This is a genomic window from Methylobacterium soli, from assembly GCF_008806385.1.
Classification (GTDB): domain Bacteria; phylum Pseudomonadota; class Alphaproteobacteria; order Rhizobiales; family Beijerinckiaceae; genus Methylobacterium; species Methylobacterium soli.
Window position 1 is genome coordinate 14,955 of sequence record NZ_VZZK01000006.1, and the last position, 25,691, is coordinate 40,645.

The window sequence follows — 25,691 nt, forward strand, 5'->3', positions numbered from 1 at the left end:
TTGTTATGTGTTTTGCATCACGGAGTTACGGATCTTTCCGCGCATCCGGTGCGAGAAGATCCGGCCCGAGAAGATCCGGGCGCCGCGCGCGGGTCAGGCGCAGGGATTCGGCGGCGCGCCAGCGGGCGATGGCGGCGTGGTTGCCGCCGGTCAGCACCTCCGGGATGGAATGCCCCTCCCAGTCCCGGGGGCGGGTGAAGTGCGGATATTCGAGGCGTCCGCCCTCGAAGCTCTCCTCGACGCCTGAGGCCTCCTTGCCCATCACGCCGGGCAGCAGGCGCACGCAGGCATCGACCAGCACCATCGCGGCGATCTCGCCGCCCGAGAGCACGTAATCGCCGATCGAGACCTCCTCGAGGCCGCGGCCCGCGATGACGCGCTCGTCCACGCCCTCGAACCGGCCGCAGACCACGACGAGGCCGGGCCCTCCCGCCAGCGCCCGCACCCGCGCCTGCGTCAGCGGGCGCCCGCGCGGCGACATCAGGAGGCGCGGGCGCGGGTCGTCGGGCGCTGCGGCCGAATCGATCGCCGCCGCCAGCACGTCGCAGCGCAGGACCATCCCGGCGCCCCCGCCCGCGGGGGTGTCGTCGACGCTGCGGTGGCGCCCGAGCCCGTGGTCGCGGATGTTGCGGGCCTCGCAATCCCAGGCGCCCCGCGCCAGCGCGTCGCCGGAGAGCGACAGGCCCAGCGGCCCGGGGAACATCTCGGGATAGAGCGTGAGGATCGTGGCCCGCCAGGGCGCCGTCGGGGTCAGGGCCGTCGTCATGGCGCTTGATGGCGCGGGCCCGGGGGCGCGGTCAATCGCCGGCACCATCCGGCCCGCCGCCCGTTGTCAGCCCATGTTCCGTCATCCCCTCCTCGCGGCCCTAGTCCTTCTTGCGGCGCCTGCGCTGGCGGCGGGCCCCCTTGGGCCGCCCGGTGCGCCGGCCTCGGCCTTCCCCAAGCCCGACCGGCCGGTGGCCGAGATCGTGGCGGCGCAATGGGCGCTGGAGAAGGAGCGCGAGAGGGCCGACGAGTTCGGGCAGGTGGCCCGCCTGATGCGGATCGCCCCGGGTGAGACGGTGGCGGATATCGGGGCGGGGAGCGGCTACTACGCCCTGCGCCTGTCGCGCCGCGTCGGGCCGGGGGGCCGGGTGCTCGCCGAGGACGTGACGCCCCGCTACCTGGCCGATCTGGAGGCGCGCATCCGGAAGGCGGGGCTCTCGAATGTCACGGTGGTGCGGGGCGAGCCGCACGATCCCCGCCTCCCACCGGCCTCGGTCGATGCCGCCCTCCTGGTCCACATGTATCACGAGATCAGCCAGCCCTACGGGCTCCTGCACAACCTCGCGGCCGCCATGAAGCCGGGGGGCCGCGTCGGCATCGTGGATGCGGACGACGTCCCGTCGCGCCACGGCACGCCGCCGGCGCTCCTGCGCTGCGAGCTCGCCGCCTCGGGTTATCGCGAGACCGGGTTCAGCACGCTCACGGGCGGGGTCGGGTACCTGGCCCTGTTCGAGGCGCCGGCCCCGGAGCGCCGGCCGGACCCCGGCACGATCAAGCCCTGCCGGGACGCGGAAAGCCGGGCCGCGCCGGCGGCGCGCTGAGCGCGGGCGCGCCGCGGGAACGGCTCTAGCCCGGCGCGTCGGCGGGCTTCGGGCCGGGGGGCGCGAACAGGTCCTCGGGCGGATCCACGACGATGCGGCGGTTCGGGATGTCGAGGCCCGGCACGAAGGCCTTGGTGAAGGGCAGGAGCGCGGTCGGGCCGCCGGCCTCGGGGCGGATCTCCAGGAGGTCGCCGCCGCCGTAATTCGGCACCGCCGTGACGGTCCCGAGCATCGTGCCCGCTCCATCCACCACCGCGAGGCCGACGAGGTCGGCGGTGAAGAACTCGTCCTCCTCCGCGGCCTCCCCGAGGCGGGCGCGGGGGACGTGCAGCGCGAGCCGGTTCAGGGCCTCGGCCTCGTCGCGGTTCCGGACGCCCTTCACCCGGACGACGAGGAGATCCGGGGCCGAGCCCGGCGCCGGCCGCGCGTCGGTGATCTCGATCGACCGGCCGTCGCGGGTGAGGAGCGGGACGTAGCGGGCGATCCCCACCGGGTCCGCCGTGTAGGATTTCAGCCGGACCTCGCCGTTGAGCCCGTGCGCCCGCCCGAACTCGCCCATGAGGACGAAATCTTCGGGAAGGACCGGCATCGCGCCGGCCCCCTCGGGCTGCGCCGACGGCTCCGCAGCTGCAGACCCATCTTGCCGCGCAGACCGATCTTGCCGCGCCGAGGTCTCGGCCGCCGGCGAGAGGCGGCCGGGCCGGGCGAGGCGCGCGCCGTCCTGGCGGGGTGGATGTCCTCCGGGACGGCGCGCCATGCTCGCCGGTCCTTAGGCCGCGGCATCCTCGGCCGGGGCGGCGGCCGCCTCGGCGCGCTTGGCCGCCCGCTCCTTGGCCTTCTCGCCGGGCTCGGCCTTCTGCGGGTTGTTGCGGGCCGGGCGCTTGGCGAGGCCGGCGGCGTCGAGGAAGCGGAGCACGCGGTCGGTCGGCTGCGCGCCCTTGGCGAGCCAGGACGTGATCTTGTCGGTCTCGAGCTGGACGCGGGCCGGATCGTCCTTGGGCTTCATCGGGTCGTAGACGCCGACCTTCTCGATGAAGCGGCCGTCGCGCGGGGAGCGGGCATCGGCGACGACGATGCGGTAGTACGGGCGCTTCTTGGCGCCGCCGCGGGTGAGGCGAATCTTGAGGGACATCGGTTTCTCCTAGGCTGTCAGTGTCGTGTGGATGGAGGGGCGCGCGACCGGCCCGCTCACTTCTTCTTCCCGAACGGGAACCCGCCGAGACCGGGCAGGCCCGGTCCCTTCGGTCCGCCCAACCCCGGAAGGCTCGGCATCTTTCCGCCGCCCGGGCCTCCGAGGCCTGGCGGCATCGGCGGCAGCTTGCCGCCGAATTGCTTCTGGATCTGCTCGATCTGCTCGGGCGTCGGCTCCGGCATCCCGGGCGGCAGCCCCGGCATCCCGCCGGGCATTCCGCCCATGCCCCCGCCCCCGCCGAGGCCGAACATGGAGCCAAGCGCCTGGCCGATGCCGCGCTTGCCCGAGCCCATCGCCTTCATCATGTCGGCCATGGTCCGGTGCATCTTGAGGAGCTTGTTGATCTCCTCGACCTTGACGCCGGACCCGGCGGCGATGCGCTTCTTGCGGGAATTCTTGAGGAGATCGGGATTCTTGCGCTCCTGCGCGGTCATCGACGAGATGATCGCCCGCTGGCGCCGGAACATCTTCTCGTCGAGATTGGCGCCCTCGACCTGCTTCTTGATCTGTCCCATGCCCGGCAGCATGCCCATCAGGCCGCCGATGCCGCCCATCTTCTCCATCTGGCCGAGCTGCATCGACAGGTCGTCGAGGTCGAACTTGCCCTTGCGCATCTTCTCCGCGGTGCGGAGCGCCTGCTCGTGGTCGATGGTCTCGGCCGCCTTCTCCACCAGGGAGACGATGTCGCCCATGCCGAGGATGCGGTTGGCGACGCGGGCCGGGTGGAACTCCTCCAGCGCGTCGACCTTCTCGCCGGTGCCGACGAGCTTGATCGGCTTGCCCGTGACGGCGCGCATGGAGAGCGCCGCGCCGCCGCGGGCATCGCCGTCCATCCGGGTCAGCACGATGCCGGTGACGCCGAGGCGCTCGTCGAAGGCCCGCGCCGTGTTGACGGCGTCCTGGCCCGTCAGCGCGTCGGCGACGAGCAGCACCTCGTGGGGCCTGGTCGCCGCCTTGACCTCGGCGGCCTCCGCCATCAGCGCCTCGTCGAGGGTGGTGCGGCCGGCGGTATCCAGCATCACCACGTCGAAGCCGCCGAGGCGGGCGGCGTCCATGGCCCGCCGGGCGATCTGCACCGCCGACTGGCCGGCGATGATCGGCAGGCTCTCGACCTCGACCTGGGCCGCCAGCACCGCGAGCTGCTCCATCGCGGCCGGGCGGCGGGTGTCGAGGGAGGCCAGCAGCACGCGCCGCTTCTCGCGGCTCGACAGGCGGCGGGCGATCTTGGCGGTGGTGGTGGTCTTGCCCGAGCCCTGCAGGCCGACCATCAGGATGGCGACCGGGGCGGGCGCGTTCAGGTCGATGATCTCGGCCTCGGCGCCGAGCATCGCCACGAGCTCGTCATTGACGATCTTGACGACCATCTGGCCAGGGGTGACGGACTTGAGGACGACGGCGCCCACCGCCTTCTCGCGCACCCGCTCGGTGAAGCCGCGCACGACCTCCAGCGCCACGTCGGCCTCGAGCAGCGCGCGGCGGACCTCGCGCATCGCGGCCGTGACGTCGGCCTCCGTGAGGGCGCCGCGGCGGGTCAGCCCCGAGAGAATGCCGGAGAGGCGGTCGGACAGGCCTTCGAACATGGTCAGGCGATCCCGTGCGGGCGCGTCTTCGGGCGCATCACTGGTGGAGACCCGCCTTCTCGACGCGGCGGGCCTGGAGCGCGTCCTCGAAGGCCTGGACGGCGCGGGCGAACTTGTCCCGGCATTCGGGCTTGCAGAACCCCACCACCGCGCCGCTGTAGAGCGTCAGCGAATCGGCCGAGATCGGCTTGCCGGACCACGGGCAGACGTCGTTCACCGCATCCTCGATGCGGAGGGCCTGTCCGGGCGTGGTCGCGTCTGCAGACGTGTCTGGCGGCGTCATGGCGTCTCTCAGCCGGGCGGGCCGGCTCGGGGACGGGACGAGGCCAACGCGGAACACGCCCGAGGGCGCGAACGCGCTGTCGGGCGTTGACCTCCGGCCTCGTGGGACCGGGCGGCTTCCAGGTTGACGTCGTCGCGTCGGATCGGGAGGGCGGGCCTTAGGCGCGCCCGGGGGAAAAGTCAAATTCTCGGCGCGGCACGCACCATCTTCGTTAAGATTTACGCTTCATTAAGCCTAACCTGATCGGATCGTCCTCGAGATCGCAAGGACGCCCGCCATGTCGGAACCCGCCCGTCACTACCCGCCGTCCGAGGGCGGCAGCCGTCCCACCCCCGGCCCGCTGCGGGATTGGCTCGCCGCCATGAAGGCGCACGCGCCGGCCGCCCCCTCCCCGCCTCCCGGCGCCGAGGCGCGGGTCCAGCGCCAGGATTATTCGCGCCAGGATCTGTCGCGCCAAGATCATTCGCGCCAAGATGCGTCGCGTGCCGAGGCGCATCGCCCGGCCGAGTCGAGCCCGAGCTGGGCGCCCCGCGTGGTGCAGCCCGCCGAGGCCGTCATCGGCGGCGTCGAGGCCGAGGACGTCTCCGAGCTGATGGCCGAGAACCTGATGCTGAAGGCCCAGCTGCGGCAGGAGACCGACCGCTACGCCGAGCTCCAGGCGATGCTGGCTCAGGAGATCCGCGACCTCCGCAAGCACGTCCAGGACGAGATGAGCGAGCTGCAGGCGATCCGCGAGGAGCGCGATCTCTGGCAGGCCCGCTGCGAAGCCCTGGCCCAGCCCCTGTTCCAGAAGCGCTGAGGCCGCGCCGCCGAGGCCGTCCCCGCCCCCCCGAAAAGCCGAAGGGCCGCCCCATGAGGGCGGCCCTTCCATTGCCGAACCGCGGTCCGGCCGAAACTGTCTCGCGTGCCTATAGCGCTTAGAGGAAAGCGCCGGAGGCGACGGTCCAGGTCCGGTGAGCCGACGACCGCGGCTGATGACAATGAGACACTGGATCACCTCCTTCCGTTTGTTGCTGGGATCCCGAAAGTAGGGAGCCGGACGCTGGATGAAAAGCCCCCGGCCTGCGCCCTCTCGCCGCTCCCCCGGCCGGCGGCCGTGGCGCCAGATCGGATTGCGGTCAGAACCGGCGCACCAGCGGGCGGGGCGCCTCCGCCGCCGGCTCCGTCGCGATCGGCACGATCGGCACGATCAGGCGCAGCCAGCCGCGGGTTTCGAGGCCGCCGTAATTGCGCTGGACCACGTCGCGGGTGACGTAGGCCTGGAGGTTCACAGGCCCGAAATTGTAGCCGACGAGCCCGCCCACCGCGAACTGGCCCTGGCGCCGGTAGGTCGGGTTCCGGGTCGGAAGGTCGGTCGAGCCGAAGGCGACGGGGCCGACCTCCCACTTGCCGAACTTCTTCGTGGCCGTGAGGTCGAGGTTGAGGAAGTCGGGATAGAAGGTCCCGCTCGGCGAGGTCGTGTCGAGGAGCGTCCCGTACAGGATATTCGCCGTGAGGTTCCAGCCGCCGCCGTTATAGGTGACCGCGAAGCGCTGGTGCAGCACCGGGTTCTGGATCACGATCCTGGTGTCGCTCGGCAGGTAGGCGCCGAGCAGGTAGCTGACATTCAGGTCTCTCCCGAGTTTCCAGGCGACCTGCGCGGCCAGCAGCGTCTGGCCGAAGCCGCTCTGGTAGGCGGCGCCCCGGGTGCTCGACGCGGTGATCGGCTGCAGCACGACGAATTGCAGGCGCCCTTCCGCGATGCTCCAGGGGGTCGCCCAGATGAAGGACGGCAGGTTGACGTTCGAATCCGTCGATCGGGGCCGGATGTCGCGGGAGCCGAAGCTCGACGTGTCGATGAAGGTCAGGCCGATCGGGAGCGGCGCGCCGGCCGGCAACCCCACCGTCTGGCCGGGCTGCGCCGAGGAGGCGGCCGAGGCCTGACCCGCCGCGAGCCCGAGGCCGATTCCGCACGCGGCCGCGAGCCGCAGGCCCACGCGCCTGGCCGTCATTCGAACGCGTCCCATCTCGACACCCTGCGCCGCACCGGAGCCCAGGCCGGCGCCAAAAGCCGGCGCCAAAAGCCGGCGCCCCGACCATGCACGCGCGGTGCCGCCCGCGCGCCCTCCTGTGTTGTGCGCCGCGCGAATGCTCCGGGGCCGTGGCGGCGCGGGCACAGCCGGGAGGCGGACCCGGGAGGGGCGGCGTCTGGCCAGGGCGGGCGCCGGGGCGTATGAGGGCGCCTTGCCCCCATCGGATCGCCGGAAGCCCGTGTCGCACGCTCCCCTGCCGAACCCGCGCGATCCGGCCGCGGACGCGGACGCCCTCGATCCGGAGGCCATGCGCCAGCCGCTCGGCAATGCCTGGTACTGCGTCGGCCGCAGCGCCGCGTTCGCGGGCGGGGGCCGGGCCAGCGCCAAGACCCTCCGGGCGGTCGAGCTCAACGGTGAGCAGATGGTGGTCGGCCGCGACGCGGAGGGCGCGCTGTTCGCGCTGCGCGACCGCTGCCCGCACCGGGGCATGGCCCTGTCCAGGGGGCGCTTCGACGGCGAGGCCCTGACCTGCCCGTTCCACGGCTGGCGCTTCGGCACGGACGGGCGCTGCCGGGACGTGCCGACCTTGTCCGCATCCGATGCCGCCGATTTCTCCCGCATCGCGGTCCAGCGCTTCCCCGTGCGCGAGAGCGCCGGCTTCGTCTGGGTCAATCCTTATCTCGGTCCTCCGGGCCTCGCCGACGTGCCGGCTCTGCCCGCCCTCGATTTCGAGGCGGCGGGCGCCTGCGTGGTGGAGCTCGAGGTCGAGGCCTCCTTCGACCTGACGACGCTCAGCCTCGTCGATCCGGGCCACGTCGCCTTCGTGCACGATTCCTGGTGGTTCCGGCCCTCCAAGGCTCTGCGCGAGAAGGTGAAGCACTTCGCCCCGACGCCGCACGGCTTCACCATGACGAGCCACGCCACCACGACGAGCTCGCCGGTCTACCGGCTGCTCGGCGGCGCGCCGGCGGTGGAGATCGAGTTCCGCTTGCCGGGCGTGCGGCTGGAGCGCATCGCGGCGGGGGCCAAGCGCGTGGCGAACTACACCTACGCGACGCCGATGAGCCACAACCGGACGATGCTGACCAACGCGCTCTACTGGAACATGCCGGCCCTGAACCTGCTGAAGCCCATCGCCCGGCCGCTGATGCGCCAGTTCCTGACCCAGGACCAGCAGGTGCTCCAGCACGCCCAGAAGGGCCTCGACCGCAAGCCCACCATGGTGCTGTTCGGCCAGGGCGACCTGCCCTCGCAATGGTACTTTCGCCTGAAGCGGGAAGCCCTCCAGGCGGCGCGCGAGACCCGCGCCTTCCACAACCCGCTGGAACCGCAGATCCTGCGCTGGCGCTCGTGAGCGCAATTCTGCGCTGGCGCGCGTGAGCGAATCCCTGCGTCACGGGCGCGCCGCGGCTTGACTGCGCCGGCGCCCCCGCCATCTCCGCGGCGATGAAACGGCGAAGCCTCCTCACGGCCGTCAGCGCGGCCACGGTGATGACCCTCGGGGGCGTCGGCTACGCCGCGCATCGGCGGGGCAACAACCCGTATTATTCCGGGCCGAAGAGCGACCATTTCGACGGGCTGCGCTTCCACAGCCCCGGTCAGGCCGCGGACAAGGACCTGGTGGACGTGATCCGCTGGCAATTCGCCCGCAAGGGCGAGGCCTGGCCGAAGGCGTTCCCGAGCCCCTTCCCGGCGGACACGCCGCCGGAGCGGGTCGCGGGCTTGCGGGTCGTGCTGATCGGCCATGCGAGCTACCTGTTCCAGGTGGCGGGCCGCAACATCCTGGTGGACCCGGTCTTCGCGCGCCGCGCCAGCCCCCTGCGCTTCGCCGGGCCCAAGCGCGTGAACCGCCCCGGCATCGCCTTCGCGGACCTGCCGCCCATCGACGCGGTGCTGATTACCCACAACCACTACGATCATCTCGACGGGCCCGCTCTGGCCCGGCTCTGGCAGGCGCATCAGCCGCTGATCGTCGCTCCGCTCGGCAACGACGCCATCCTGCGCAGCTACGACGAGACCATGCACGTGGAGAGCCGGGACTGGGGCGAGTCGGTCGATCTCGGCGACGGGCTGACGATCCACCTCGTGCCGGCGAACCACTGGTCGGCGCGCGGCCTGAACGATAAGCGCATGGCGCTCTGGTGCGCCTACGTCATCACCTCGCCCTCGGGCGTGCATTACCATGTGGGCGATACAGGCCTCGGCGACGGAGCGATCTTCCGCGACGTGCGCGCCCGGTTCGGGGTCCCGCGCCTCGCCACCCTGCCGATAGGCGCCTACGAGCCGCGCTGGTTCATGCGGCCGCAGCACATGAACCCCGAGGATGCCGTGGCGGCGGTCGAGCTCCTCGGCAACCCGCCGGCGCTCGGGCACCATTGGGGCACCTTCCGGCTCACCGACGAGGGCGTGGAGCGCCCCGCCGAGGCGCTGGCCGCCGCGCTCGCGGCCTCGGGCCGGACGCCCGAGAGCTTCCTGGCGCTGCGGCCCGGCCAGGTCTGGGAGGCCTGACGGCCGCGCCGGATCGTTACTACCGTCGCGTGCATTTAAGCGAAGCGTAAGGGCTTGAGCGTCATTGTGCGGAACGATTCCAATGTTCCCCCGACGAGCCGCCCCATGCATCGCTTTCGCAGCCTGACCACCAAGATCATCCTTCTCGCCGGCGCGGCCATCATCCTCACGGTCGGGGTTCTCTTGGCGGCGACCAGCCGCGAGATCTGGTCACAACTGGAGGCGAAGCAGCGCGCGGAAGCCGAGATGCACATCCGCACCCTGGCCCTCGTCTTCGGCGCGAAGGTACCGGGCGCGGCCGTGAGCCTCGACGGTCCCCACCTCGCCCGCGTCGTCGCCCCCGATCTCGGTGCGCTCAGCGACCTCTCGGTGGTCGACGACGTCACCGCCTATATCGAGGGCAACGCCACCGTCTTCGCCTTCGACCGGGGCAGCGACCGCTTCGTGCGGCGCATCACCAACGTCAAGAAGGAGAACGGCGAGCGGGCGGTGGGCACCGCCCTCGCCCCCGACAGCCCCGCCAACGCGGTGGTGCGCGCGGGCCAGGCCTATTCGGGGGCCGTGACCCTGTTCGGCCGCCCGTTCTGGACCGTCTACCACCCCACCGTCGACGCGGCGGGCCGGGTCAACGGCGTCCTGTATGTCGGCATCCCGCTGGAGCGCTACTACGCGGATTACAGCGCCACGATGGGCACCATGGCGCTGACGAGCCTCGTCGTGGCCCTGCTCGCCTGCCTGGTGATGGTGCCGATCGGCCTGCGCCTGTTCCGGCCCCTCACGGAGATCGCGGCCCGCACCACCCGCCTCGCCGAGGGCGACCTCGACAGCCCGATCCCCTCGCAAGGCCGCCGCGACGAGATCGGGGCCGTGGCCCGGGCCCTCGACGCCCTGCGCGGCACCAGCCGCCACGCCCGCAGCCTCGAGGCGGACCGGCACGAGACCAGCGCGGGCGAGCGCCGGCGCCGCCTCCACCTCGATGCCGAGGTGGAAGGCTTCCGCGTCGCGGTCCAGCGCTCGATCGCGGTGTTCAACGCCCGCACCGGCGAGATGCGCGAGCGCGCCGCCGCGATGTCGGCCCTCTCGGCCGAGGCGACGAGCGCGATCGCGGGGGCCTCGACGGGTTCGCGCGAGACCTCCGCCAACGTGCAGACCGTCGCGAGCGCGGCCGACGAGCTCGCGGCCTCCGTGGCGGAGATCCATGGCCGGATCGACCGGGCGAAATCGGATGTCGAGGGCGCCTTCGGGGAAGCGGCCGCCATGAACGCGCAGGTCGGCGACCTCACCGCCTCGGCCCAGCGCATCGGCGACGTGGTCGGGATGATCCGGGCGGTGGCCGAGCAGACGAACCTGCTGGCGCTGAACGCCACCATCGAGGCGGCGCGGGCCGGAGAGGCCGGGCGCGGCTTCGCGGTGGTGGCCGCCGAGGTCAAGGCGCTGGCGAGCCAGACCGCCAACGCCACCGACGAGATCGCCACCCAAGTCTCCCGGGTCCAGACGGCCACGAACGTCGCCGTCGAGGCGATCGGCCGGATGACCGAGCGCATGGGCATGATCAGCACCACCACCGCCGATCTCTCGGGCGCCGTGGCGGCGCAGGGGGCGGCCACCGACGAGATCTCCCGCAACGTCAACGCGACCGCCCAGACGAGCGTCGCCATCGCGCGCGACCTCTCGACGGTGGCGCAGGCCGCGCAGCGCACCGCCGAGGTGGCGGCGAGCGTCGAGGCGGCCGCCACCTCGGTCGAGGACGTGGCCGCGAGCCTCGAGGCCGAGATCGGCCGCTTCCTGCAGGCCGTGGCGGCCTGAACCGCCCCTCCGAAACGCCAGAACCCCGGACCGCTCGGGCGGTCCGGGGTTCTTTTTTCGTCTTCTCGCGGCGAGCCAGGCCTCGCGGCGAGGCAGGCTTCGCGGGGTGTGTCAGGCTTCGCGGGGCGTCAGGTCTTGCCGGCGCGTCAGGCCTTGGCGCCCTTGGCCCGCTCGACGCCCTCGAGGATCAGGCGCTGCGCCTCGGCCTTGTCGCCCCAGCGCACGACCTTGACCCACTTGCCGGGCTCCAAATCCTTGTAGTGCTCGAAGAAGTGCTGGATCTGGCTCAGGGTGATGTCGGGCAGATCGGTGTAATTCTCGACGCGGTCGTAGCGCATCGTCAGGTGGCGGGACGGGACCGCGATGATCTTCTCGTCCTCGCCGGCATTGTCCTCCATCACGAGAACGCCGACGGGCCGCACGCTCATGATCGCCCCGGGCGCCACCGCCCGGGTATTGGCCACGAGCACGTCGCAGGGGTCGCCGTCGCCCGAGAGGGTGTGGGGGATGAAGCCGTAATTGCCCGGATAATGCATCGCCGTGTAGAGGAAGCGGTCGACCACGAGGGCGCCCGACTCCTTGTCCATCTCGTACTTGATCGGTTCGCCGCCGAGCGGAACCTCGATGACGACGTTGACGTCATGCGGCGGATTCTTGCCGATCGAGATGGCGTCGATGAGCATCTGTCAGTCTCCCGGAGATCGGGGCGAATAAGCCCCGTTATGCGGGTCTCTTAGAGGTGTTGCGGCGCAAAGAAAATCACGCGCGCCGCGCCGTCGCGACGATTGCGGGGAAACGTCGCAAATCAACCGAAGCGGTAGCCGACCTTGGCGAGGGGCACGCCGGCGACGCGGTCGAGGCTCCGGGGGCCGGCAAGCCCGCCGAGGCTCTCGTAGAAGCCCGCCGCCCGCGTGTTGTCCTCCAGCGTCCAGACGCCGAGGCGGGTGAGGCCGTGGTCGCCGAGGTCGTTGCGCACGGCCCGGAACAGGCGGCGGCCGAGCCCGATGCCCTGGTATTCGGGGGTGAGGTAGAGCTCGTCGATCTCGCCCTCGGCCTTGAGCAGGTTGCTGCGGGCCCGCCCGTAGGCGGCGTATCCGACCACCGACCCGGCGGTCTCCACCACGGCGATCGGCCGGCCCCGCCGCAGGGCGCCGCGCCACCAGCGGGCATCGCGCTGCGCGATCAGGCGCTCCAGGGCCACGCCCGGGATCACGCCCCGATAGGCCTCGCGCCACGCCGCATCGAACACGCCCGAGAGCGCCCCCGCGTCGGCGTCGCGGGCCCGGCGGATGCTGGTCGTGCTGCGCGTGCTCATGGGCCGGATCCCTTTGCTTCGGAAGGTGTCTCGCGTCGTTGCCGGTCGGGTAACTGCCGTAGGGAGCCTCAGGTTCTGCCCCGATCCCGGCAAAGAGAAGGCAAAGCTGATGCCGCGGCGCGGATGGCAGGCGCCGGTCGCGCGCCCGGCTCCGGGGTGAATTGCCGGGATTCCGCCGGGCTGTTAGAGCCTCCTGCCCCGCTGCCCGAGCCCCGGCCTGCCCGAACCGTGTTCAAACGCTTCCTCAAGCCCGAGACCCGCTATGCCCGCCGGATGGCGCGCATCGCCCGGTTCGAGAAGCCGATCGCGGGGCGCCGCGCCCGGCTGATGGCCTGGGCCAACATGCTGCTGGTCGATCACGGGGTCTTCCGCCTCGCCTATCTCAACCGCCACCGGGTCGGCGCCGGCGCGCTCTGGCGCTCGGCCCAGCCGAGCCCGGGCGACCTCGCCCGGTTCCACCGCGACGGGATCCGCACCGTCGTGTCGCTGCGCGGCGGGCGCGAGCACGGCTCCTGGCCCCTGCAGCGGGAGGCCTGCGAGCGGCACGGGCTGCAGCTCGTGGAATTCGTCCTGCGCTCGCGCGAGGCTCCCTCGCGGGAGACGATCCTGGCTGCCAAGGCCTTCTTCGCCGGGATCGAGTACCCGGCCGTGATGCATTGCAAGTCGGGGGCGGACCGGGCGGGCCTCGCCGCCGCCCTCTACCTGATCCTGCACGAGGGGCGCCCCGTGGCGGAGGCCGCCCGGCAGCTCTCGGCCCGCTACGGCCATTTCCGCTTCGCCAAGACCGGCATCCTCGACGCCTTCTTCGCCCTCTACCTGCGGGACGGCGAGGCGAAGGGCCTCGATTTTCTGACCTGGGTCGAGACCGCCTACGATCCGGAGGCGCTCAAGCGCGATTTCCGGCCGGGATTCTGGTCGGACCTGATGGTCGACCGGGTGATCCGGCGGGAATAGCCGCGCCCCGAGCGCGCGAACGCCTCGGAGCGGGCGTCGCCCTCACTCCGCCGCGAGGCGGGTCGTCTCGCGGAACGGGTGGGCCGGGTAGATGCCGATGATCTTCAATTCGCGCGAGAAGTAGCGCAGCTCGTCGAGGGCGCGGGCAAGGCCCGGATCCTCCGGATGGCCGTCGACCTCGGCGTAGAACTGCGTCGCGGTGAACTGGCCCTCGACCATGTAGCTCTCGAGCTTCGACATGTTGACGCCGTTCGTGGCGAAGCCGCCGAGCGCCTTGTAGAGCGCCGCCGGGATGTTGCGCACCCGGAAGATGAAGCTCGTCACCATCGGCCCGTCGCCCGGCGCGGCGGGCACGGATTCGGGCGCGAACACCACGAAGCGGGTGGTGTTGTGGGCCTCGTCCTCGACGTCACGCGCCAGGATGTCGAGGCCGTAGACCTCTGCGGCGAGCGCCGGCGCCAGCGCCCCCCGGCTCGGGTCGCCGGCCTCCGCCACCTCGCGGGCCGCCCCCGCCGTGTCGCCCGCCACTACCGCCCGCAGGCCGAGGCGCCGGATGATGCGGCGGCACTGGCCGAGCGCGTGGACGTGGCTGTGCACGCTCCGGAGCGCCTCCACGGGGGTGCCGGGGAGCGCCATCAGCTGGAAATGGATCGGCAGGAAATGCTCCGCCACGATGTGCAGCGGCGAGGTCGGGATCAGGTGGTGGATGTCGGCGACCCGCCCGGCGATCGAGTTCTCGATCGGGATCATGGCGTGCGAGGCCCGCCCCTCCGTCACCGCCGCGAAGGCGTCCTCGAAGGTCGGGCAGGGCAGCGGCGTCCAGTCCGGATAGGCCTGGGCGCAGAGGATGTGCGAGTTGGCGCCGGGCTCGCCCTGGTAGGAGATGGTGCGGTTCGTCATCGCTGGCTCGGTCCGGGCTCTCTTCGTCAATGCGGGCGGAGGGGTCAGTTCAGGCGCCGCGCCGACATGACCGCGCGGGCGCGTTCGAGGTCGGCGGGGGTGTCGACGCCGAGCGGCAGGTCCTCGACCACGACCGCGTCGATGCGCATCCCGGCCTCGAGGGCGCGCAGCTGCTCCAGCTTCTCGCGGGTCTCGAGGGTGCCGGGGGGCAAGGCCATGAATCGGGCGAGCGCGGTGCGCCGATAGGCGTAGAGGCCGATATGGTGGAACAGGGGCCCCTCCCCCCAGGGCGCCTGAGCCCGGGTGAAGTAGAGCGCCCGCAGGCGATTCGGGCCGACCGGGTGGCCGACGATCTTCACCACGTTCGGGTCCGTCCGCTCCTCGGCCCGCGTGATCTCGGCGCAGAGGGTCGCGATATCGACGGCGCGGTCGGCGAGCGGCGTGATGGCCGCCCCGATGATCCGCGGATCGATGGTCGGCAGGTCGCCCTGCAGGTTCACCACCACGCTGTGGCGGCCCTCCGGGTCGACGATCTCCAGGGCCTCGGCGAGGCGGTCGGAGCCGGAGGGGTGGTCGGCCCGGGTCATCACCGCGACGCCGCCCACCGCCTCGATCGCCTCCGCGACGGCGTCGCTGTCGGTGGCCACCACGACGGGGCCGATGCCGGCCTCGACGGCGCGGCGCCAGACATGCACGATCATGGGCTCGCCCGCGATGTCGGCGAGCGGCTTGTTCGGGAGCCGCGTCGCGGCGAGGCGCGCGGGGATCAGGACGAGGGGGTCGGACATGATCTCTGTGGACTTCGGCTCGCGGGCCGGGTGCTTAACAGGCGCCGGGCGTGTTGTCATGGCGGCGCCCAAGGCGAAGTTCGAGGCGAGCTTCGGGGTGCGGGCGCGGCAGGATCCTGAGGCGGGTCCGGGCCGCGGATCGGGTGCGAGCCTGTCCTGGACAGGTTTCATGGGGGGCTCTGCGACTACGCGGACGTCACGTCCGCCATTGTCAAGATCGGGGCAGAGCGGCTAAGGCACCCTCGAATATTTCCAAGGTCCGGCGCTTCGATCCGCCGGTCGCTGCCATGCGCTGCCGGGAACCGTCTCCCGGACAGGCGCGCCGGAGTTGTCGAGAATGGACTCGTTCGAGCTGAACAAGGTTGCCGGTGCCGTGCTCGGAACCTTGCTGTTCGCCCTTGGATCAGGATTCGTGGCCGAGCTCATCTACCACCCCAAGCCCGCGGGCAATGCCGGGTACGAATTGCCCGAGCCGCAGGCCGAAGCCGCCGGGGCCGCCCCCGCCGTCAAGGCCGAGCCCATCGCGGTGCGCCTGGCCAGCGCCAATCTGGGCAAGGGCGAGGCCGGCACCAAGGCCTGCCATGCCTGCCACAGCTTCGACAAGGGCGGCCCCAACAAGGTCGGCCCCGGCCTCTGGGACGTGGTCGAGCGCAAGAAGGCCGGCCACGAGGGCTACGATTACTCGGCCGCCATGAAGGAGAAGGGCGGCACCTGGACCTACGAGGATCTCGACCACTTCCTCGAATCGCCGAAGGGCTACGTGAAGGGCACCAAGATGGCCTTCGCGGGCATCGCCTCGCCGCAGGAGCGGGCCAACGTCGTCGCCTACCTGCACTCGCTCTCCGACAGCCCCAAGCCGCTGCCGGCGGCCGAGAAGGCCGAGGCCAAGCCTGCCGACGCCAAGCCGGCTGAGGCCAAGCCCGCCGAGGCTTCCGCCGAGAAGCCGGCGGAGGGCAAGCCCACCGCCGAGACCCCCGCCACCGGCAAGCCCTCGCAGGGCAAGGACAGCCCGGCCAAGCCCGCCGATACCGGGAGCGCCAAGCCCGTGGGCGCGAAGCCCGCCGGCAGCGTCGAGGGCCACAACGAGGTCGATCCCAAGCAGGCGCCCGAGGCCAGCGGCCCGACCCCGACCGACGCCGCCAAGACCGCCCCGACCGCTCCGCCGGCCGCGGCCACCAAGGAAGCGCCGGCCCAGGCCGATCCGGCCGCCGAGCAGAAGGCGAACAGCCTGGAGATCAACAAGGACAAGCCGGCCCAGCAATAGGCCGGCCGAGCGGGCCATCCGCTTAGAGCTGTTCCCGATCGCGTTGCGCCGGGACCGTCGGCCGCGCCCGTGCCGAAGCGGGCGCGGATCCCCTCTCCCGTGCGGGAGAGGGACAGGGTGAGGGTCGAGACCTTTCAGAACGAGGTGCGCCCGATCGACGCCCAGTCGGCGATACGACCGCATGCTCCATCCTGACGGCGCTCATCCCTCACCCCAACCCTCTCCCGCACGGGAGAGGGGGTTCGTCGCGCCGAACCGGACCGGGGCTGCGTATTTTCCAGCCCGTTGCAACGCGATCGGGCGCGGCACTAAGGCCGCAGCCCGATCCGCAGGATCGCTTCTCGAAGGCCGGGCCGTTGCGCCCGGCCTTTTTCGTGCGCGGCGCGCTTTAACCCACGTGAATGCGGGGTTTGGCGGCCGGCGGCACAGAAGGGGGATGCGAAAGCTTGAGCAGCCTCCCCGCCTCGATCTGGCCTTCCAGGCGCGTACGGACCGCTCGCTCGCCCTGACGAAGCTCGCGGTCCAATCGAGCCGCGCCTGCATCGACGCCTCGATGAAGCTGCTCGTCCGCGTCGATCCCCACAGGAACGGGGAAGCCCCGCCCCCCAGCCCGTCCGGGACGCCCCGCCCGCGTTGAGGCTTGGGGCCCGGTCGCGCCGCTCTCCGCCTAGGTCGCGCGCTTGGCGCCAAGTCTGCCTCGATCGCGCGCTTGGCGCGCAGGCGCCAAGTCTGGCGTGCGTGCCCCGTCCGTCCTAGAACGGCCCACGCCGCCTCGCCCGGCGGCGCCAGCCCTGGACCGGATACGGGAGATCGCCACACCGTGAGAGCCAATGCCGTGATCGGACGCCTTCTCGCCGCGACGCTCAGCCTCGCCGTCCTCGGGCTTCCGGCCAGGGCCGCCCCCGCGCAGAATGCTGCGCCCGCGGAGACCGCGGCCCCGGCGGCCCTCACGGCCTCGACCGGCGAATGGACCCACGCCATCACGCTGATGGGCGAGCCCAAATACCCGGCCGGCTTCGCGCATTTCGACTATGCCGACCCGAAGGCGCCGAAGGGCGGCCTCGTGCGCCTCGGGGCGCAGGGCGGCTTCGACAATTTCAACCTGATCGTGTCGGGCCTGAAGGGCGATCTCGAGGGCGGGATCCTGTCGATCTACGACACGCTGATGACCGAATCCCTCGACGAGCCCTTCACCTCCTACGGGCTGCTGGCCGAGGCGGTGCGGGTGGCGCCCGACCTGTCCTCCGTGACCTACCGCCTGCGCGAGAACGCCCGCTGGCACGACGGTCAGCCGGTCACCCCCGAGGACGTGATCTGGTCCTTCCACATCCTGAAGGACAACAGTCCCTTCTACGCCGCCTATTACCAGACCGTCTCGAGCGCGGAGGCGACGGGCCCGCGCGAGGTGACCTTCCGCTTCTCCGAGACGGGCAACCGCGAGCTGCCGCAGGTGCTGGGCCAGATCCGCGTCCTGCCCAAGCATTGGTGGACGGGCAAGGACGCCGCCGGCAAGACCCGCAACCCGACCGAGACGACCCTGGAGATTCCCCTCGGCTCCGGCCCCTACCGGCTGGCGAAGTTCGATCCCGGCCGCTCGGCGACCTATGAGCGCGTCGCCGATTACTGGGGCAAGGATCTGCCGGTGAATGCGGGGCGCTCCAACATCGCCACCCTGCGCAACGAGTATTTTCGCGACGCGACGGTCCTGGTCGAGGCGCTGAAGGGCGACCTCTACGATTTCCGGGCGGAGAACATCGCCCGCAACTGGGCCACCGCCTATGACGACTTCCCGGCCGTCAAGGAGGGCCGCCTCGTCAAGGAGGCCTTCCCGGACCGGGGCAGCGGAAACATGCAGGCCTTCGTGTTCAACCTGCGCCGGGACAAGTTCAAGGATGAGCGCGTGCGCCGCGCCTTCAACCTCGCGATGAATTTCGAGGAGATGAACCGGGCCCTGTTCTACGGCCTCTACAAGCGGATCGATTCCTACTATTTCGGCTCCGAGCTCGCCTCCTCCGGCCTGCCCGAGGGCGAGGAGAAGACGATCCTGGAGAGCCTGAAGGACAAGGTCCCGGCTTCGGTCTTCACGCAAGCCTACCGCAACCCCGTCAACGACACGCCCGACGCCGTGCGGGCCAATCTCCGCGAGGCCGCGAAGCTCCTGCGCGAGGCCGGCTACGAGTTGCGCGGCGGCAAGATGGTGAATGCCAAAACGGGCGAGCCCCTCACGGTCGAGTTCCTCGAGTTCCAGAACGTGTTCGAGCGGGTGATCCTGCCCTTCGCGGCGCAGCTCCGGCTCATCGGCATCGATTCGACCCTGCGGGTGATCGACCAGGCCCAGTACCAGAACCGGATGCGGGGCTTCGATTTCGACATCACCACCAGTTCCTGGCCGGAATCGCTCTCGCCCGGCAACGAGCAGCGCGAGTTCTGGGGCTCGGCCGCCGCCGACAAGCCGGGGGCGCGCAACATCGCGGGCATCCAGGACCCGGCCATCGACGCGCTGATCGAGAAGGTCATCTTCGCCAAGGACCGCGCCGGCGTGCTGGCGGCGACGCACGCCCTCGACCGGGTTCTCCTCGCCCACAATTTCGTGGTGCCGCAATGGGCCTCGAACGTCTCCCGGACGCTGCGCTGGAACCGCTTCGGCCACCCGCCGACCCTGCCGCGATACGGCAGCTCCGGCTTCCCGACGACCTGGTGGTACGACGAGAGCCTCGCGGCCAAGACCGGAGCCCCCCGTTGAGCGGCGCCCCCACGCGCCGCACCCTCCTCCTCGGCGCCGGATGGCTCGGGGCCGGGACGCTCGCTGGCGTGGGCGGCCTGCCCCGCGCCGGCCGGGCGCAGGCGGCGCCCCCCCCCGAGGCGCGCATCGCCCACGGCCTGTCGAGCTTCGGCGAGCTGAAATACCCGGCGGGGTTCCAGAATTTCGACTACGTGAACCCGGCGGCCCCGAAGGGCGGCCGGTTCTCGGCGCAGCTCGCCGCGACCTTCGGCAACCAGGCCTCCGATACCTTCAACACGCTGAACGTCTACGTCCTGCGCGGCGAGGGTGCTGCCGGGATGAACCTCACCTTCGACACCCTGATGGTGCGGGCCCTGGACGAGCCGGACGCGCTCTACGGCCTGCTGGCCCGCTCAGTGGAGATCAGCCCCGACGGCCTCACCTACACGTTCCGGCTGCGGCCGCAGGCGCGTTTCCACGACGGCACGCGGCTGACCGCGCGCGACGTCGCCTTCTCGCTGAAGCTCCTGAAGGAGAAGGGCCATCCCGAGATCGCGCAGGTGATCCGCGACATGGCGGATGCGGTGGCGACCGACGACGCGACCGTCACGGTGACCTTCGCGCCCGGCCGCAGCCGCGACCTGCCCCTCGTGATCGCGACGCTGCCGGTCTTCTCCGCCGCCTATTACGCGGGGCGCGACTTCGAGGCCTCGACGCTGGAGCCGCCGCTCGGCTCCGGCCCCTATCAGGTCGGACGCCTCGATGTCGGGCGCTTCATCGAGTTCGAGCGGGTGCGCGATTACTGGGGCGACGATCTGCCGGTGACTGCCGGCCAGAACAATTTCGACGCCATCCGGTACGAGTATTTCCGCGATCGGCAGGTCGCCTTCGAGGCCTTCAAGAGCGGCGCCTTCACCTTCCGGGAGGAGTTCACCGCCCGGGTCTGGGCCACGGGCTACGATCTCCCGGCCGTCGCCGAGGGCCGCATCGTGCGTGCCACCATCGCGGACGCGACGCCCTCGGGCACGCAGGGCTGGTGGATCAACACCCGCCGCGAGGCCTTTCGCGATCCCCGGGTGCGCGAGGCGATCGGCCTCTGCTTCGATTTCGAGTGGACGAACCGCAATCTGATGTTCGGGGCCTATACCCGCACCGCCTCGTTCTTCGAGAATTCCGACCTCAAGGCGACGGGCAAGCCCTCGGCGGAGGAGCTCGCCTTGCTCGACCCGATCCGCCAGAACCTGCCGGCCGAGGTCTTCGACGACGCCTGGACGCCGCCTGTCTCGGACGGCTCGGGCCAGGACCGGGCGCTCCTCAGCCGCGCCGTGGCGCTCCTGCGCGAGGCCGGCTGCACCCGCGACGGCGGCACCCTCCGGCTCCCCGGCGGCAAGCCGCTCGAGATCGAGTTCCTCGACTCCGATCCGGCGCTGGAGCCGCACACCCACCCGTTCATCCGCAATCTCGGGCTGATCGGGATCAAGGCCGCGATCCGCAACGTCGACCCGTCGCAATACCAGTCGCGCCTGAAGGATTTCGACTTCGATCTCACGGTGCGCCGCTTCTCGAACGGGATGACGCCGGGCGCGGAGCTGCGCGAGGCCTATGGCTCGGGCTCGGCCGGGACCCAGGGCTCGAACAACCTCGCGGGCGTGGCGAGCCCGGCCATCGACGCCCTCCTCGACCGGATCGCCGACGCCGCCTCGCGCGCCGACCTCGTCAGCGCCTGCCGGGCCCTCGACCGCTGCCTGCGGGCGGGGCGCTACTGGGTGCCGATGTGGTATTCGGCCTCGCACCGCATCGCGGTCTGGGACGTCTATGGCCGCCCGGCGCTCGGCCCGAAATACGGCCTCGGCGTCCCGGGCGTCTGGTGGTACGAGGCAGACCGGGCCCGCAGGATCGGCCGGAACTGAGGGGGCCCATGCTCAGCTACGTCCTGCGCCGCATCGCCCTGATGATCCCGACCCTGTTCGGGATCATGCTGATCACCTTCGCGATCGTGCAATTCGCTCCCGGCGGGCCGGTCGAGCGCGTGCTGGCCCAGCTCCAGGGCCAGGGCGACGGCGCGCTCTCGCGGGTCACCGGCGGCGCGGGGGATCTTGGCGGCGGCGGCGCCAACCGGGCCGGCGGCGAGACGAATGCGAAGTATCGCGGCGCGCAGGGGCTCAGCCCGCAATTCATCGCCAAGCTCGAGCAGCAATTCGGCTTCGACAAGCCGGCGCCCGAGCGCTTCGCCAAGATGCTCTGGGACTACGCCCGGTTCGATTTCGGACGCAGCTATTTTCGCGACGTCACGGTGCTGCAGCTCATCCGCGAGCGCCTGCCGGTCTCGGTCTCGCTCGGCCTCTGGATGACGCTCCTGTCCTACGCGATCTCGATCCCGCTCGGCATCCGCAAGGCCGTCAAGGACGGCTCCCGCTTCGACCTCTGGACCTCCTTCGTGGTCATCATCGGCTACGCGATCCCGGGTTTCCTGTTCGGCCTGATGCTGATCATCCTGTTTTCGGGCGGCTCGTTCTTCCAGATCTTCCCCCTGCGCGGCCTCACCAGCGAGGGTTGGGAGAGCTTCAGCCTGGCCCAGAAGATCGCTGATTACGCCTGGCACATGGTGCTGCCGCTGACCGCCCTCGTGATCGGCGCCTTCGCGACCTCGACGCTGCTGACCAAGAACTCCTTCCTGGACGAGATCCGCAAGCAATACGTCATGACCGCCCGGATGAAGGGCCTGAGCGAGCGCCGCGTCCTCTACGGGCACGTCTTCCGCAACGCCATGCTGATCGTGGTGGCCGGCTTCCCCGGCGCCTTCATCTCGGCCTTCTTCACCGGCTCGCTCCTGATCGAGACGATCTTCAGCCTCGACGGCCTCGGGCTGCTCTCGTTCCAGTCCATCGTCGGGCGCGACTACCCGGTGGTGTTTGCTACCCTCTACATCTTCTCGCTGATGGGGCTCGCGGTGAACCTCCTCTCCGACATGATCTATGTCTGGATCGATCCGCGCATCGACTTCTCGGCCCGGGCGACCTGAGGCGGGGCTCGCGGCCGCGCCGCCCCGGAACGACCCGGCGCGCAACGCCCGATTTGCAGGCCATCGCCCCCGCTGCTATCGGGCGCCTCTCCCGCCTCGGAACTCGCGCGTGTCCCCGCTCTCCCTCGTCATCCGGCCCGAGCACCCCGACGACGGGCCGGCCATCGAGCGCCTCCATGCCCGCGCCTTCGGGCCGGGCCGCTTCGCCCGCACCCCCTACCGCCTGCGCGAGGGCGTGGGGCACCTGCCCGATCTCAGCTTCACGGCGCTCGTCGGCACCTATCTGGTCGGCTCGGTCCGGATCGGGCCGGCTTTGGCTGGGGCGGAGCCGCTCCTCGTCCTCGGGCCGCTGACGGTCGATCCGAGCTTCGACGGGCGCGGCATCGGCGCCGGCCTGATGCGCGCGAGCCTCGACGCGGCGCGCGCCGGCGGCCACGGCCTCGTGATCCTGGTGGGCGACGCCCCGTATTATACTCGGTTCGGCTTCACGCCGGTGCCGCCGGGGCACCTGACCCTTCCGGGGCCCGTCGACCCTGCCCGCTTCCTCTGGCTGGAACTGACCGCGGGGGCCTGCGCCCGAACCCGCGGGAACGTCGCGGTCGCCCTCGCGCGTTGAGCCTCGGCGCGTTGAGGCCTGACGCCCCGATCCCTGGCGCCCCGATCCCTGGCGCTTTGATTCCTGGCGCGTTGAGGCTTGGCGCGTGGGCGCCCGAACCGGAGACCGACGCGATGGCGGGGGAGATTCGGCACGAGACGGTCGAGGCCAACGGCGTGCGCCTCCACGTCGCCAGCACGGGGCGCGGCGCGCCCCTGGTGTTCCTTCACGGCTGGCCGGAATTCTGGCTCACCTGGGAGCCCGTGATGGCGCGGCTTGCCGGGCGCTTCACCTGCATCGCCCCGGATTTCCGCGGCTTCGGGGCCAGCGACAAGCCCGATCCGCACTCCTCCGATCAGGTCGGCGCCGCGGTGCACGCCGCCGATATCGTGGCGCTCCTCGATCGGCTCGGCCTCGCCCGCGCCGGCTTCGTCGGGCACGATGTCGGAGCCTACGTGGCCCAGGAACTCGGCCGCGCGGCGCCGGAGCGGATCGCGGGGTTGTTCTTCTTCAACTGCCCCTATCCGGGCATCGGCCCGCGCCTCGGCGTACCCGGGATGCTGGCGGAGATCTGGTACCAATCCTTCCACCAGAAGCCCTTCGCGGCCGCCTTGGTGGGGTCCTCGCGAGAAGCCTGCCGGCTCCATATCGGGCATTTCCTGCGGCACTGGGCCGGCGGCAACCCGGCGGCCTTCGACGACGTGCTGGAGGCCTTCGTCGACAACTTCCTCCAGCCCGGCAACCTTCAGGGCGGCTTCAACTGGTATTGCAGCCAGAATGCGGGGCGCCTCGCGATGATCCGCGGCGAGGCCCCGCGCCTGCCCCCGATCACCCGGCCGGCCTGCGTGCGCTGGGGCGTGCGGGACCCGCTCTTCCCCTATGCCTGGACCGACCGCCTCGGCGTGACCTTCGCGGATCTCGACCTCGCGCCGTTCGAGGGCGCGGGCCATTTCCCGCACCGGGAGAGGCCGGACGCCGCGGCGGCCGAGATCGCGCGGTTCTTCGAGGGCGCGGGACGGATCTGAGGCGGGGGCCGAGCCTACGCCACATCCGCGACGGGGCGCCCTACGCCATCCGGCCCCGGCGCCCCTCCACCAGCCACATGGCCAGCACCGCGGCCGCGAGCGCGGCGAGGGCCGCGAGGCCGAGCGCCAGCGGGTAGACCTCGACGCCCCGGATGTTGGCGCTGTCGCTCGGGCGGAAGCCGATCCAGTCGGCACCGCCGAGGCGGCCGCTGCGCACGCTCTGCAGGCGCGGCACGACCGTGCCGCCGGAATCCGCGACCCGGCGGATCGAGCCGCCCGTCGCCTCGCTCAGGGCCTTCATCCGCTCGGTGTCGCTGAACACGTCCGAGAGCTCGCGCGGATTGGCCGGCCCGACGCTGACGAAGGCCACGAGGCTGCCCGAGCGCAGGGTGTGGAGGCCGAGCTCGCTCGCCTCGAAGGTGGCGGAGAACTGGCCGGGCTCCGTCTGGCTGAGGGTCAGGGTCCGGCTGGTGCCGGTCGGGCCCGTGACGGTGACGGGCTCGGCGCTGTCCGCCATGGTCTGGCGCTCGACCCGGACCTCGCGCCCATGGCCCGTCATCTGGGCGCGCAACGCCTCCTCCTCGAGGGCCGGCTCCTTCATCAGCCAATGCGCAAGGCGGCGCAGCAGGTCGAGATAGGGGCCGCCCTCCTGGTAGCCGCGGGCCCAGAGCCAGGCATGGTCGGACAGCAGCAGGGCCACCCGGCCCTTCTCCTCGCGGGAGAGCGCCAGGAGCGGCAGGTTGTTGGCGCCCGACAGGATCGGCTGGATGCCGGGCCGGGTCTGGGCCGAGACGATGCGCAGCCAGTCGCCCCAGGCGGGGGGCGTCGCCTCCGAGCCCGGCAGGGCCCGGGTGACGGGATGGCGCGCGCCCGTGCCCGTGAGCGTCGCCTTGTAGGGCCGCTCGACCACGCGCCCGTTCGGATCGCCCGGGAGGATCGAGGACAGGCGCGTGCGCGCGAGGCTCGCCGACGAGGCGAATTCCGGCCCCGCCGCGATCAGCAGCGCGCCGCCGTCCTGAACGTAGCGGACGATGTTGTCGAAATAGGCCGAGGGCAGCACGCTCTGGTTGGCGTAGCGATCGAAGATGATGAGGTCGAAATCCTTGATCTTCTGGACGAACAGCTCGCGCGTCGGAAAGGCGATCAGGGAGAGCTCCGAGATCGGTGTGCCGTCCTGCTTCTCGGGCGGGCGCAGGATGGTGAAGTGCACGAGGTCGACATTGGCGTCGGATTTCAGGAGGTTGCGCCAGGTGCGCTCGCCCTGGTGCGGCTCGCCCGAGACGAGCAGCACTCGGAGCTTCTCGCGGATGCCCTCGATCGGCAGCACGGCGCGGTTGTTGACCGTGGTGAGCTCGCCCGGAAGCGGCTCCACCTCGATCTCCACGACGTTGGGCCCGCCATGCTCGATCTTGGTGGTCAGGCTGAAGGGCTGTCCGGTGGGGAAGCTGCGCCGCCCGATCTGCTCGCCGTCGCGGCGCACGGTGACGACCGCGTTGCCGGTGCCGCCGCGCTCCATCACCTCGGCGCGGATCGTCAGGTCGCGCCCGACGATGCCGAAGCGGGGGGCTTCGAGCAGCCTGATCTGCCGGTCGCGCTCGTCGGCATGGCCCGTCACCAGGACGTGGAGGGGCGCCTTGATGCCGAGCGCCGCGAGCGTCGGCGGGATGTCGTGCACGACGCCGTCGGTGAGCATCACGACGCCCGCGAGCCGCTCGGGCGGCACGTCGGCCAGCGCCTGGGACAGGGCCGTGAACAGCTTCGTGCCGTCGTCGCCGTCGCGGGAATCCGGCACGTCGATGAAGCGCGGCTCGATGTTGGTGAGCGCGCCGAAGCGGCGCTGCAATTCGGCCCGCACCTGATCGGTCATGGCCGGGCGGTCGCCGAGGGCCTGCGAGCCCGAGCGGTCCACCACCACGGCGGCGATGTCCTTCACGGGCTCGCGATCCTCGCGCACGAGCGAGGGGTTGGCGATGGCCGCGAGCACCAGTGCCAGAACCAGGGCGCGCAGGAAGGCCGTGCGGCCCCGGGCCACGAAGGCGAGGACGATGAACAGCGCGACCAGCACCGCGAAGGCCGCGATGGCCGGCCAGGGCAGGAGCGGGGTGAAGCTCAGGCTCAGCATGGGAATGCGGCCTCGGC

24 protein-coding genes are annotated in these 25,691 nt (G+C 71.4%); 13 read left to right on the forward strand and 11 right to left on the reverse strand.

Annotated features, from left to right (window positions below):
• Nucleotides 1-25: 25 nt before the first annotated feature.
• The gene (gene trmD / locus F6X53_RS07225; protein WP_150998903.1) at nt 26-766 is read right to left on the reverse strand and encodes a tRNA (guanosine(37)-N1)-methyltransferase TrmD; all 741 of its coding nucleotides are present in this window, start codon (nt 764-766) and stop codon (nt 26-28) included.
• 73 nt (nt 767-839) lie between these two features.
• Here trmD and F6X53_RS07230 point away from each other — a divergent pair, with 73 nt between their 5' ends.
• Complete coding sequence (locus F6X53_RS07230; RefSeq protein WP_150998906.1) at nt 840-1,586, forward strand: class I SAM-dependent methyltransferase; 747 nt, start codon at nt 840-842, stop codon at nt 1,584-1,586.
• A 25-nt stretch (nt 1,587-1,611) separates the two neighbouring features.
• Here F6X53_RS07230 and rimM read toward each other — a convergent pair whose 3' ends face one another.
• The 4 genes from rimM to F6X53_RS07250 are packed head-to-tail and all read right to left on the reverse strand — an operon-like array spanning nt 1,612 to nt 4,641.
• Nucleotides 1,612-2,343 (reverse strand): ribosome maturation factor RimM, encoded by a 732-nt coding sequence (gene rimM / locus F6X53_RS07235; protein ID WP_150998910.1) that lies wholly within the window; start codon nt 2,341-2,343, stop codon nt 1,612-1,614.
• 12 nt (nt 2,344-2,355) lie between these two features.
• Nucleotides 2,356-2,718: a 30S ribosomal protein S16 gene (rpsP, locus tag F6X53_RS07240; protein WP_150998912.1), complete on the reverse strand. Its 363-nt coding sequence runs from the start codon at nt 2,716-2,718 to the stop codon at nt 2,356-2,358.
• A gap of 56 nt (nt 2,719-2,774) precedes the next feature.
• Nucleotides 2,775-4,358, reverse strand: coding sequence for a signal recognition particle protein (gene ffh / locus F6X53_RS07245; protein WP_150998915.1), 1,584 nt, complete (start codon nt 4,356-4,358; stop codon nt 2,775-2,777).
• Nucleotides 4,359-4,395: 37 nt separating this feature from the next.
• Complete coding sequence (locus F6X53_RS07250; RefSeq protein ID WP_150998918.1) at nt 4,396-4,641, reverse strand: glutathione S-transferase; 246 nt, start codon at nt 4,639-4,641, stop codon at nt 4,396-4,398.
• A 277-nt stretch (nt 4,642-4,918) separates the two neighbouring features.
• Between F6X53_RS07250 and F6X53_RS07255 the strand changes: the two genes are divergently transcribed.
• Nucleotides 4,919-5,440 carry a hypothetical protein gene (locus tag F6X53_RS07255; RefSeq protein WP_150998920.1) on the forward strand — a complete coding sequence of 174 codons (522 nt, stop codon included), beginning with the start codon at nt 4,919-4,921 and terminating at the stop codon, nt 5,438-5,440.
• 319 nt (nt 5,441-5,759) lie between these two features.
• On the opposite strand, the gene F6X53_RS07260 is transcribed toward F6X53_RS07255, so the two are convergent.
• Nucleotides 5,760-6,632, reverse strand: coding sequence for a transporter (locus tag F6X53_RS07260; protein WP_150998923.1), 873 nt, complete (start codon nt 6,630-6,632; stop codon nt 5,760-5,762).
• Nucleotides 6,633-6,960: 328 nt separating this feature from the next.
• On the opposite strand from F6X53_RS07260, the gene F6X53_RS07265 reads away from it, so the two are divergent.
• The 3 genes from F6X53_RS07265 to F6X53_RS07275 all read left to right on the forward strand — a co-directional run bounded on the left by F6X53_RS07265 (nt 6,961) and on the right by F6X53_RS07275 (nt 10,967).
• Nucleotides 6,961-8,007 (forward strand): aromatic ring-hydroxylating oxygenase subunit alpha, encoded by a 1,047-nt coding sequence (locus tag F6X53_RS07265; RefSeq protein ID WP_150999331.1) that lies wholly within the window; start codon nt 6,961-6,963, stop codon nt 8,005-8,007.
• Nucleotides 8,008-8,099: 92 nt separating this feature from the next.
• On the forward strand, nt 8,100-9,161 hold the full coding sequence (locus F6X53_RS07270) for an MBL fold metallo-hydrolase (protein ID WP_150998926.1): 1,062 nt from the start codon (nt 8,100-8,102) through the stop codon (nt 9,159-9,161).
• 105 nt (nt 9,162-9,266) lie between these two features.
• Nucleotides 9,267-10,967 carry a methyl-accepting chemotaxis protein gene (locus tag F6X53_RS07275; RefSeq protein ID WP_150998929.1) on the forward strand — a complete coding sequence of 567 codons (1,701 nt, stop codon included), beginning with the start codon at nt 9,267-9,269 and terminating at the stop codon, nt 10,965-10,967.
• A gap of 146 nt (nt 10,968-11,113) precedes the next feature.
• On the opposite strand, the gene ppa is transcribed toward F6X53_RS07275, so the two are convergent.
• Together ppa and F6X53_RS07285 are read right to left on the reverse strand one after the other, a co-directional pair.
• Entirely contained in the window at nt 11,114-11,650 is a 537-nt protein-coding gene (gene ppa, locus F6X53_RS07280; RefSeq protein ID WP_150998930.1) for an inorganic diphosphatase, read from the reverse strand.
• A 122-nt stretch (nt 11,651-11,772) separates the two neighbouring features.
• On the reverse strand, nt 11,773-12,282 hold the full coding sequence (locus tag F6X53_RS07285) for a GNAT family N-acetyltransferase (RefSeq protein ID WP_150998933.1): 510 nt from the start codon (nt 12,280-12,282) through the stop codon (nt 11,773-11,775).
• Between the two features lie 228 nt (nt 12,283-12,510).
• On the opposite strand from F6X53_RS07285, the gene F6X53_RS07290 reads away from it, so the two are divergent.
• Nucleotides 12,511-13,236 carry a tyrosine-protein phosphatase gene (locus tag F6X53_RS07290; RefSeq protein WP_150998935.1) on the forward strand — a complete coding sequence of 242 codons (726 nt, stop codon included), beginning with the start codon at nt 12,511-12,513 and terminating at the stop codon, nt 13,234-13,236.
• A gap of 42 nt (nt 13,237-13,278) precedes the next feature.
• Here F6X53_RS07290 and F6X53_RS07295 read toward each other — a convergent pair whose 3' ends face one another.
• Entirely contained in the window at nt 13,279-14,136 is an 858-nt protein-coding gene (locus F6X53_RS07295; RefSeq protein WP_150998938.1) for a prephenate dehydratase, read from the reverse strand.
• Between the two features lie 44 nt (nt 14,137-14,180).
• Nucleotides 14,181-14,924: a 3-deoxy-manno-octulosonate cytidylyltransferase gene (locus F6X53_RS07300; RefSeq protein WP_150999334.1), complete on the reverse strand. Its 744-nt coding sequence runs from the start codon at nt 14,922-14,924 to the stop codon at nt 14,181-14,183.
• Nucleotides 14,925-15,261: 337 nt separating this feature from the next.
• On the opposite strand from F6X53_RS07300, the gene F6X53_RS07305 reads away from it, so the two are divergent.
• From F6X53_RS07305 to F6X53_RS07335, 7 genes are all read left to right on the forward strand, one after another.
• Nucleotides 15,262-16,188, forward strand: a complete 927-nt coding sequence (locus F6X53_RS07305; RefSeq protein ID WP_150998941.1) for a c-type cytochrome — start codon at nt 15,262-15,264, stop codon at nt 16,186-16,188.
• 436 nt (nt 16,189-16,624) lie between these two features.
• Nucleotides 16,625-16,825, forward strand: coding sequence for a hypothetical protein (locus F6X53_RS07310; RefSeq protein WP_150998944.1), 201 nt, complete (start codon nt 16,625-16,627; stop codon nt 16,823-16,825).
• 183 nt (nt 16,826-17,008) lie between these two features.
• The gene (locus F6X53_RS07315) at nt 17,009-18,931 is read left to right on the forward strand and encodes an extracellular solute-binding protein (protein WP_150998947.1); all 1,923 of its coding nucleotides are present in this window, start codon (nt 17,009-17,011) and stop codon (nt 18,929-18,931) included.
• Nucleotides 18,928-20,820, forward strand: a complete 1,893-nt coding sequence (locus F6X53_RS07320; protein WP_150998949.1) for an extracellular solute-binding protein — start codon at nt 18,928-18,930, stop codon at nt 20,818-20,820. Before F6X53_RS07315 ends, F6X53_RS07320 begins: the two co-directional genes overlap by 4 nt.
• A gap of 8 nt (nt 20,821-20,828) precedes the next feature.
• Nucleotides 20,829-21,932, forward strand: a complete 1,104-nt coding sequence (locus F6X53_RS07325) for a microcin C ABC transporter permease YejB (RefSeq protein WP_150998952.1) — start codon at nt 20,829-20,831, stop codon at nt 21,930-21,932.
• A 109-nt stretch (nt 21,933-22,041) separates the two neighbouring features.
• On the forward strand, nt 22,042-22,548 hold the full coding sequence (locus F6X53_RS07330) for a GNAT family N-acetyltransferase (protein WP_150998955.1): 507 nt from the start codon (nt 22,042-22,044) through the stop codon (nt 22,546-22,548).
• A 113-nt stretch (nt 22,549-22,661) separates the two neighbouring features.
• Complete coding sequence (locus tag F6X53_RS07335; protein WP_150998958.1) at nt 22,662-23,552, forward strand: alpha/beta fold hydrolase; 891 nt, start codon at nt 22,662-22,664, stop codon at nt 23,550-23,552.
• Nucleotides 23,553-23,592: 40 nt separating this feature from the next.
• Here the strand turns inward: F6X53_RS07335 and F6X53_RS07340 are convergent, their stop codons facing one another.
• Nucleotides 23,593-25,674, reverse strand: a complete 2,082-nt coding sequence (locus F6X53_RS07340; protein ID WP_150998961.1) for a hypothetical protein — start codon at nt 25,672-25,674, stop codon at nt 23,593-23,595.
• Nucleotides 25,675-25,691: the final 17 nt, after the last annotated feature.

Bases quoted from the DNA above. Each gene is read 5' to 3' on its own strand.
- F6X53_RS07325 (WP_150998952.1), top strand. From the start codon at position 20,829: ATGCTCAGCTACGTCCTGCGCCGCATCGCCCTGATGATCCCGACCCTG.
- F6X53_RS07270 (WP_150998926.1), top strand. From the start codon at position 8,100: ATGAAACGGCGAAGCCTCCTCACGGCCGTCAGCGCGGCCACGGTGATG.
- F6X53_RS07275 (WP_150998929.1), top strand. From the start codon at position 9,267: ATGCATCGCTTTCGCAGCCTGACCACCAAGATCATCCTTCTCGCCGGC.
- F6X53_RS07310 (WP_150998944.1), top strand. From the start codon at position 16,625: ATGCGAAAGCTTGAGCAGCCTCCCCGCCTCGATCTGGCCTTCCAGGCG.
- F6X53_RS07260 (WP_150998923.1), bottom strand. From the start codon at position 6,632: ATGACGGCCAGGCGCGTGGGCCTGCGGCTCGCGGCCGCGTGCGGAATC.
- F6X53_RS07230 (WP_150998906.1), top strand. From the start codon at position 840: ATGTTCCGTCATCCCCTCCTCGCGGCCCTAGTCCTTCTTGCGGCGCCT.
- rimM (WP_150998910.1), bottom strand. From the start codon at position 2,343: ATGGCGCGCCGTCCCGGAGGACATCCACCCCGCCAGGACGGCGCGCGC.
- F6X53_RS07295 (WP_150998938.1), bottom strand. From the start codon at position 14,136: ATGACGAACCGCACCATCTCCTACCAGGGCGAGCCCGGCGCCAACTCG.
- F6X53_RS07335 (WP_150998958.1), top strand. From the start codon at position 22,662: ATGGCGGGGGAGATTCGGCACGAGACGGTCGAGGCCAACGGCGTGCGC.
- F6X53_RS07305 (WP_150998941.1), top strand. From the start codon at position 15,262: ATGGACTCGTTCGAGCTGAACAAGGTTGCCGGTGCCGTGCTCGGAACC.
- ppa (WP_150998930.1), bottom strand. From the start codon at position 11,650: ATGCTCATCGACGCCATCTCGATCGGCAAGAATCCGCCGCATGACGTC.
- F6X53_RS07340 (WP_150998961.1), bottom strand. From the start codon at position 25,674: ATGCTGAGCCTGAGCTTCACCCCGCTCCTGCCCTGGCCGGCCATCGCG.
- F6X53_RS07285 (WP_150998933.1), bottom strand. From the start codon at position 12,282: ATGAGCACGCGCAGCACGACCAGCATCCGCCGGGCCCGCGACGCCGAC.
- trmD (WP_150998903.1), bottom strand. From the start codon at position 766: ATGACGACGGCCCTGACCCCGACGGCGCCCTGGCGGGCCACGATCCTC.
- rpsP (WP_150998912.1), bottom strand. From the start codon at position 2,718: ATGTCCCTCAAGATTCGCCTCACCCGCGGCGGCGCCAAGAAGCGCCCG.
- F6X53_RS07300 (WP_150999334.1), bottom strand. From the start codon at position 14,924: ATGTCCGACCCCCTCGTCCTGATCCCCGCGCGCCTCGCCGCGACGCGG.
- ffh (WP_150998915.1), bottom strand. From the start codon at position 4,358: ATGTTCGAAGGCCTGTCCGACCGCCTCTCCGGCATTCTCTCGGGGCTG.
- F6X53_RS07265 (WP_150999331.1), top strand. From the start codon at position 6,961: ATGCGCCAGCCGCTCGGCAATGCCTGGTACTGCGTCGGCCGCAGCGCC.
- F6X53_RS07255 (WP_150998920.1), top strand. From the start codon at position 4,919: ATGTCGGAACCCGCCCGTCACTACCCGCCGTCCGAGGGCGGCAGCCGT.
- F6X53_RS07250 (WP_150998918.1), bottom strand. From the start codon at position 4,641: ATGACGCCGCCAGACACGTCTGCAGACGCGACCACGCCCGGACAGGCC.